Annotated in this window: 5 protein-coding genes; 2 read left to right on the top strand and 3 right to left on the bottom strand. The window is 29.6% G+C overall.

Translation table 11 applies throughout. The features are described 5' to 3' along the window. Positions 1-837: 837 nt before the first annotated feature. On the top strand, positions 838-1,860 hold the full coding sequence (locus tag OCU55_RS14865; protein ID WP_261853078.1) for a DUF5050 domain-containing protein: 1,023 nt from the start codon (positions 838-840) through the stop codon (positions 1,858-1,860). Between the two features lie 121 nt (positions 1,861-1,981). On the opposite strand, the gene murD is transcribed toward OCU55_RS14865, so the two are convergent. Further along, positions 1,982-3,358 carry a UDP-N-acetylmuramoyl-L-alanine--D-glutamate ligase gene (murD, locus tag OCU55_RS14860; RefSeq protein ID WP_261853077.1) on the bottom strand — a complete coding sequence of 459 codons (1,377 nt, stop codon included), beginning with the start codon at positions 3,356-3,358 and terminating at the stop codon, positions 1,982-1,984. Positions 3,359-3,712: 354 nt separating this feature from the next. Here murD and OCU55_RS14855 point away from each other — a divergent pair, with 354 nt between their 5' ends. Continuing rightward, positions 3,713-4,186 carry a methylated-DNA--[protein]-cysteine S-methyltransferase gene (locus OCU55_RS14855; RefSeq protein WP_261853076.1) on the top strand — a complete coding sequence of 158 codons (474 nt, stop codon included), beginning with the start codon at positions 3,713-3,715 and terminating at the stop codon, positions 4,184-4,186. Between the two features lie 88 nt (positions 4,187-4,274). Here the strand turns inward: OCU55_RS14855 and OCU55_RS14850 are convergent, their stop codons facing one another. Both OCU55_RS14850 and OCU55_RS14845 read right to left on the bottom strand, forming a co-directional pair. Then, on the bottom strand, positions 4,275-5,549 hold the full coding sequence (locus OCU55_RS14850; RefSeq protein WP_261853075.1) for an FAD-dependent oxidoreductase: 1,275 nt from the start codon (positions 5,547-5,549) through the stop codon (positions 4,275-4,277). Positions 5,550-5,669: 120 nt separating this feature from the next. After that, on the bottom strand, positions 5,670-6,266 hold the full coding sequence (locus OCU55_RS14845) for a PH domain-containing protein (protein WP_261853074.1): 597 nt from the start codon (positions 6,264-6,266) through the stop codon (positions 5,670-5,672). Position 6,267 lies beyond the last annotated feature (1 nt).

Here is a 6,267-nt window from a genome sequence, read left to right as displayed (position 1 = left end):
AGTTTAATCATAGCTTACTTACTTAGTAAGTCTTTTTTCAAAAGAATTGCTGGTTTAGTTTAAGTCTAATTTTAGACTTTGTTTATCTTCTCTGTTTAATTTTCAAAGACCAATGCAATCGTTTCCGACTGCTTAATAATATTAACATTTAAGATTTAAATTGTCAACTTGTTTTTTTAACAAGTTTTAATTTACTATCCTGTCACTCATCAGCGACGTTTATTATAGTAACATTTTTATTATCTTACTCATTTCTATATATAATATAAATAAAGAAGTTATCTCACTATAGTTTTATTTTTCTAATATATTTAAGCTATTTCTATTAATGATACACGTGGTAATGTTTATAAACTAATTTGTATTTTATTGTTAATATATCTAATAAAATTACGATAATACACTTAGAAACCTTTATGTATTTACTTATTTGAACATATAAATATGCGATTTCACCGCTAATTTATTTTTTATCTTTGTAAAATTCACTTTTTCTTGTGCTAAAATTTAACTATAAAAAGCTTTGACTAGATCATTGTTTTATAAATATTAAAAAATCTTATAACTATTAATCAATTGATATATACTTAAAGATGAATCACTTCAATTAAAATCCTATTTTTTAGAACCTTCATGGCTTCTGATGAGGGAATTTGAAAATATAAATTAAAGTATTAAACAAATTCATCTGTAGATAACGCTATACAATTTAATAATTATATTTATTAATAGAACTTAATAAAAGCATTATATAGACTTATAGGTAGTTTTGTATTCCATACTAAATTACTATTTATAATTCAAGAAATCTCACAAATAATACTTAGGAGGAAAAGCATGAAGAAATTCTTAATTTGTTCAGTTATCGTATTTTCTTTTTCATTAGTTGGGTGTTCATCTAAGAGCAATTCAACAAACTCTAGTAGCAATAGTAGTAATTCAACTGATATAAAAATAACTTCTCCAACAACAGGAAATAATTCAAACACCGAAGTTAAAAATGATACAAAAGGCATCTCAGTATCTGGAGATCCTAATATTGCTCTACCAATTGTAAAAGTAGGTGGCAATATATATGTATCTCAATGGAAAGACAATAATAGGTTATATGAATATTTAACTAGTGATATTAACTCAATAAATGATCTACTCAAAGCTACAAAGAAATATAATTTATTCTCTAGAGAAATGGTTCAAGATACTGAAAAAATATATTTTACTAATATATCTGATAACAGCAATATATATACTTTATCTGATAGTACAAAAGAGATTAAAAAGCTTGATAACAGCAGAAGTTCAAATATAACTTTAGGAACCGACGGATTATATTTTATAAATCAAAGTGATAACAGCAAGATTTATAAAATAAATTTAAGTGATAATACTAAAACTGCAGTAATTCAAGATTCTGTTGGAAAGTTTCTCTTATTTAGCGATACAATCATATATCAAAATAAAAATGACAAATTCAAATTATACGCCTACTCTCTTAATGACAATACAAAAACTGAACTTACTAGCAATTCAGCTGAGAGCTTCGGTGTAGCTAATAACAAACTATATTATGTTAATTCGGGAGATCAAGATTCTATATGGAACTTAGATTTACAGAGCATGGAAGATAAGAAGCTTATAGATGTTAAAGCAGAAGATTTACAAGTAATCTCAGGAAGAATATTCTTTATAAACAGGTCTTCAGCTAATTATTTAAATGAATTGAGTTTACCTGCAAACGGAGTAGCATCAACAAGTCAAATTATAAATGAAGGTGTAGAACAATACTTTATATCTGAAAACACAATATACTATGAACCAAAAACTTCTCACAATGATATAAAAACATATAATATTAAATAATTGTACATCAAAAACTCGCTGAAGCGGCTTTCTTCAGCGAGTTTTTTTTGCACATCAGCTTTTCCAAATGTATATGAGAAAAATTGAGCAAGCGAATAAATTTTCTTTTTTAATGTATTAACTACAAATCATTAACTATACCCTTAAATTTATTCCCTCTAACTTCAAAGTTTGCAAACATATCAAAACTTGCGCAAGCGGGAGATAGGGCAACTACATCCTCTTCTTTTGCCAATTCCTTTGCTTTCAACACCGCTTCTTCTAAACTATCTACGCAATATATAGGAACTTCGATACCCTTTTCTTGTTTTAATTTATTAAACGCTTCTGCTATCTTATCCTTTGTAGCACCTAGTAATATAAGATTCTTTATATATTTATACCCTTCATAAGCAAGAGGTTCAAAAGGTATCTTCTTATCATATCCTCCTGCGATTAGTATCACAGGTTTTTCAAAAGCTTTTATTGTAGCTAAAGTTCTTGTAGGAGATGACCCTATAGAATCATTATAGTATTTCACTCCATTTACTTCCCTTATAAATTCACTTCTATGTGCAACTCCCCTGAACGAAGTTGCAACATTCTTCATAGCTTCAACAGATACTTCTTCATAAGTTGCTGCGAAGGCTGCCAAGTAATTCTCAACATTATGCATTCCCTTTATAACAATATCACTCTTTTTACATATTTCATTACCAAATACGTACAAACTTCCATCTTTATAGTAAGCTCCATCTTTCATTTCTCTTTTGGAGCTAAATTCTATAACATTTCCTTGCGCCTCATCTTTAAATGAAGCTGTTATGTCATTTTCTCTATTTATAATAAGTAAGTCTTTTGAAGTTTGAAACTTGAATATATTCTTTTTAGCATCAATATATTCTCCCATTCCTTTATGCATGTCTAAATGATTAGGAGTTATATTAGTAACAATTGCAACATCTATTTGACTATTCATTGTCATCAGCTGAAAACTTGATAATTCTAAAACAACCCTATCTTCTTCTTTAATCTCCTCAATTTTCGTGAACAGTGGTATACCTATATTTCCTCCTGTCCAAGTCTTAAATCCTTGTGACTTAAGCAACTCAGATATTACAGAAGTTGTAGTAGTTTTCCCATCACTGCCAGTAATTCCGTAAATCTTTCCTTTACAGTATCTAACAAACTCCTCTATTTCTGATGTTATATAAGTTCCATTAGCCTTTGCATTTACTAGAGCTTCATGATCTATTCTCATCGATGGACTCTTGAATATAACATCAAAGCCTACTAATTTATCAAGATAACCTTCCCCAAGATTCAACTTAACACCTTTTATCTCAAATCCAGTTGCAACTTCACCTAACTCAGACTTACTTTTCTTGTCAAATGCAGTAACACTAGCCCCTAAACTTAATAAAAAATCTATCAAAGGTATATTACTGACACCAATTCCTATTACAGCAGTATTCTTACCTTTAATAAATGCCTTAAACTCGTTAAAATCTTTTCTCATCAAATACTCGCTCCTTTAAAATTATAAATCTTAATAACTAATCAAAAAATCGATGAAACGACTTTCTTCAGCGATTTTTTTGCGCATATGCCTTTCCGAATGCATATGAGGAAAATCCGGCAGACAACACATTATTCTTTAACTTATACTACGTTTTAAGTCTATTATTCATACTTGGCCATAGATCAATTGAATTATAATTTCCTAAAGAATAAAAAATCGCTTAACGATATTATTTTATGTACTATATTAAATACTGTCCCATTTCTTTCTAATTATAACACCAGCAAATTATTTATTCTACTTTTCAAATAGTATATAATTTATAATTATACTCATTTTGCGGAGGGTATTATGGATACATATTATATAGGTTACTATTCCTCTCCTGTTGGCTTAATAAAGATCAAGGCCACTACAGATCATATAGTTAGTCTTGATTTCATTGATAACAAAACATCAGAGGATCAAAATCACAATTTTCTAATCACAAATTGTCTAAACCAGTTGCAAGAATATTTTGAAGGTAAAAGATTTCAATTTGATTTACCTCTATCACCTTCTGGTACTGATTTTCAAAGAGCCGTATGGAATGAACTTATAAATGTTCCTTTTGGCTCTATAAAGACATATAAAGATATTGCTATAGCTATAAATAATCCAAAAGCTGTTCGAGCTGTAGGTGGAGCAAATAACAAAAACCCTATTCCATTAATAATACCTTGTCACAGAATTATAGGCAGTTCAGGAAAATTAATCGGTTATGGAGGTGGCCTCTGGAGAAAAGAATGGTTATTAAACCATGAAAAAATAAAATTCAAAAAATGACAAACGTGATGTAATTGATATTATATAAAATAGATAAAACTTTAGAGCTGTCACAAAAATAAGTGACAGAATCTAAAGTTCTCTTATTCTATAGCCTTTGGTTAAATATATTACTTATCCCCAAATCTTTTATTTTATTTTTTATTTCATCATTATCTGTTGTATATAAACCTAACGCCTTCATTCTTTCAAAATACTCAGCTCCAGAAAAAGTATGTCTAACCCTTCTCCCGTCTTCAGTATTTAGCCTCTCATTAGCATAAGCAATTATATCACCTACTACAGTTTTTCTAGGAAGTATTAATGTTTCCATTCCTAAATAATTTCTTACTGCATTATATCCAGCTAATGTTCCAGTACTCATTGCTTCTGTGTGTCCTATAAAGAAACCAGCCTTTTCTCCTGCTACAAATAGGTTATCAATCCCCTTTACTTTCATATCATTATCTCTCGGTGTTGATGAAAGATATCTTATCGAATTACCTACGCCTCCTGAGTAAGGATCTATATATCTGGCATTTTCCAAGCCTTTAATCTTTCTTAACTTTTCTAATGGATAATAAGAAGTCATAACTTTTATATGCCCTGTATCAAGAAGCACAATATTTTCAGCAAATTCTTTTAATGCATATTGTTGGCATACCTTTGAGTCTAGTTTATCCATATTTATATCTTCTTCTGGAACTTTAAGAATTGCTGAGCCTTTTTCTTCAAGCTCTTTTAATATCTCTGGCGAAACACTTTCTCTCGGTATCTCACAGGAGCCACTAAATGCACCTATAGTTCCATCTCCTCTTTCTCCAGGGATATCCACTATTCCAGCCTTTGCACTTAAACTCACTCTCATTCCAAATGTAGGACACCTTAGTATACACATAACACATCCATTGCCATACTTATTACAATTCTCCATAGATCCTGTAGATCCGGTAGCTTCTACAAATGCATCAGCTTCTGCAACTGTCTTATCAAAAAACTTTATTGCCTTTATTTCATTGTTTTCTTTAACTACATTTATAGCTCTAGATCTAAAGTTAACCTTTATTCCTAGGTCAAGAATATACTTTCTAACTTCTGGTTCAACCTTACTTACATCACATAGCCACGCATGCTTATGTTGTGGAAAATCTACATTTTTATGGATCGCATTTCTATCCATGATGTCTATAAGTTCACCAGCTCCAAGAGCTATTAACTCTTCTGCCGCAGTATATCTACCATTATTCCTCATTATACCACCAACATTGCCTACACCAAGAAGTAGATCTGTCCTCTCAAAAATCTCTACTTCTGCTCCAGCTTTCTTAGCTGCAATTGCGGCTGCACATCCAGCCCATCCACCACCTACTATAACTAGTTTCATACTCTACCTCATTTATATTAGTATAATACTAGAATATTTATTTTCTATTGATATTGTTACAACACAAACACTATATTCCTTAAATATATCTATAAATAAATTTATAAATTAAAGTGCCTACTACCCTATCCAATTTAGAATCGATTTTTTAAATTTTAAAAATTTACTGTTAAACTTTACTTTAACACCAAAATTGTTATGCTTAATAAAATTTATAGCATCAATGTATTCTTTACCATCAGTTTGTAGGATAAATCTTTTACTACCCTTAGGTTTTATAAAAATAAGATTTGTGTTATCCTCGATAGTTTTTATATAACTTATATATTTATAGTCATATGCAGTTATTTTTAACCATTCGAAAAATATATTTGCTCTTATAACAAACATCTTCTTATTAGTTACAACAACTACTGTGTTTACACCCCATTCATTGTTAAATAAGTTTGACTTTGCCACTTCTTTAGTTTTTAATACTCTTCTATCTATTACACTGATATTAAATGCCTTAAACTTATACAATATTCTCTCATTCTCTTCTAGATGCTTTTGCAGCCTTGATATACCCTTAACCATCTCATTATCAATTATCTTTTCTTTTACTCTTCTCTCTATCTTAACTGCATCATATCCAACTATAAACTCATTTTGTGACTTTTCTATTGATTCAGCGTCTGTATCTTCATAGTTTAATAATGATAATACTTTTTTATCCATA

Source organism: Clostridium folliculivorans, from assembly GCF_024341905.1.
GTDB classification, from domain to species: domain Bacteria; phylum Bacillota; class Clostridia; order Clostridiales; family Clostridiaceae; genus Clostridium_AR; species Clostridium_AR folliculivorans.
The sequence above is the reverse complement of the archived record's forward strand: the minus strand, read 5'-3'. Positions and strand labels throughout refer to the sequence as shown.

Bases quoted from the DNA above. Each gene is read 5' to 3' on its own strand.
- OCU55_RS14865 (WP_261853078.1), top strand. From the start codon at position 838: ATGAAGAAATTCTTAATTTGTTCAGTTATCGTATTTTCTTTTTCATTA.
- murD (WP_261853077.1), bottom strand. From the start codon at position 3,358: ATGAGAAAAGATTTTAACGAGTTTAAGGCATTTATTAAAGGTAAGAAT.
- OCU55_RS14855 (WP_261853076.1), top strand. From the start codon at position 3,713: ATGGATACATATTATATAGGTTACTATTCCTCTCCTGTTGGCTTAATA.
- OCU55_RS14850 (WP_261853075.1), bottom strand. From the start codon at position 5,549: ATGAAACTAGTTATAGTAGGTGGTGGATGGGCTGGATGTGCAGCCGCA.
- OCU55_RS14845 (WP_261853074.1), bottom strand. From the start codon at position 6,266: ATGGATAAAAAAGTATTATCATTATTAAACTATGAAGATACAGACGCT.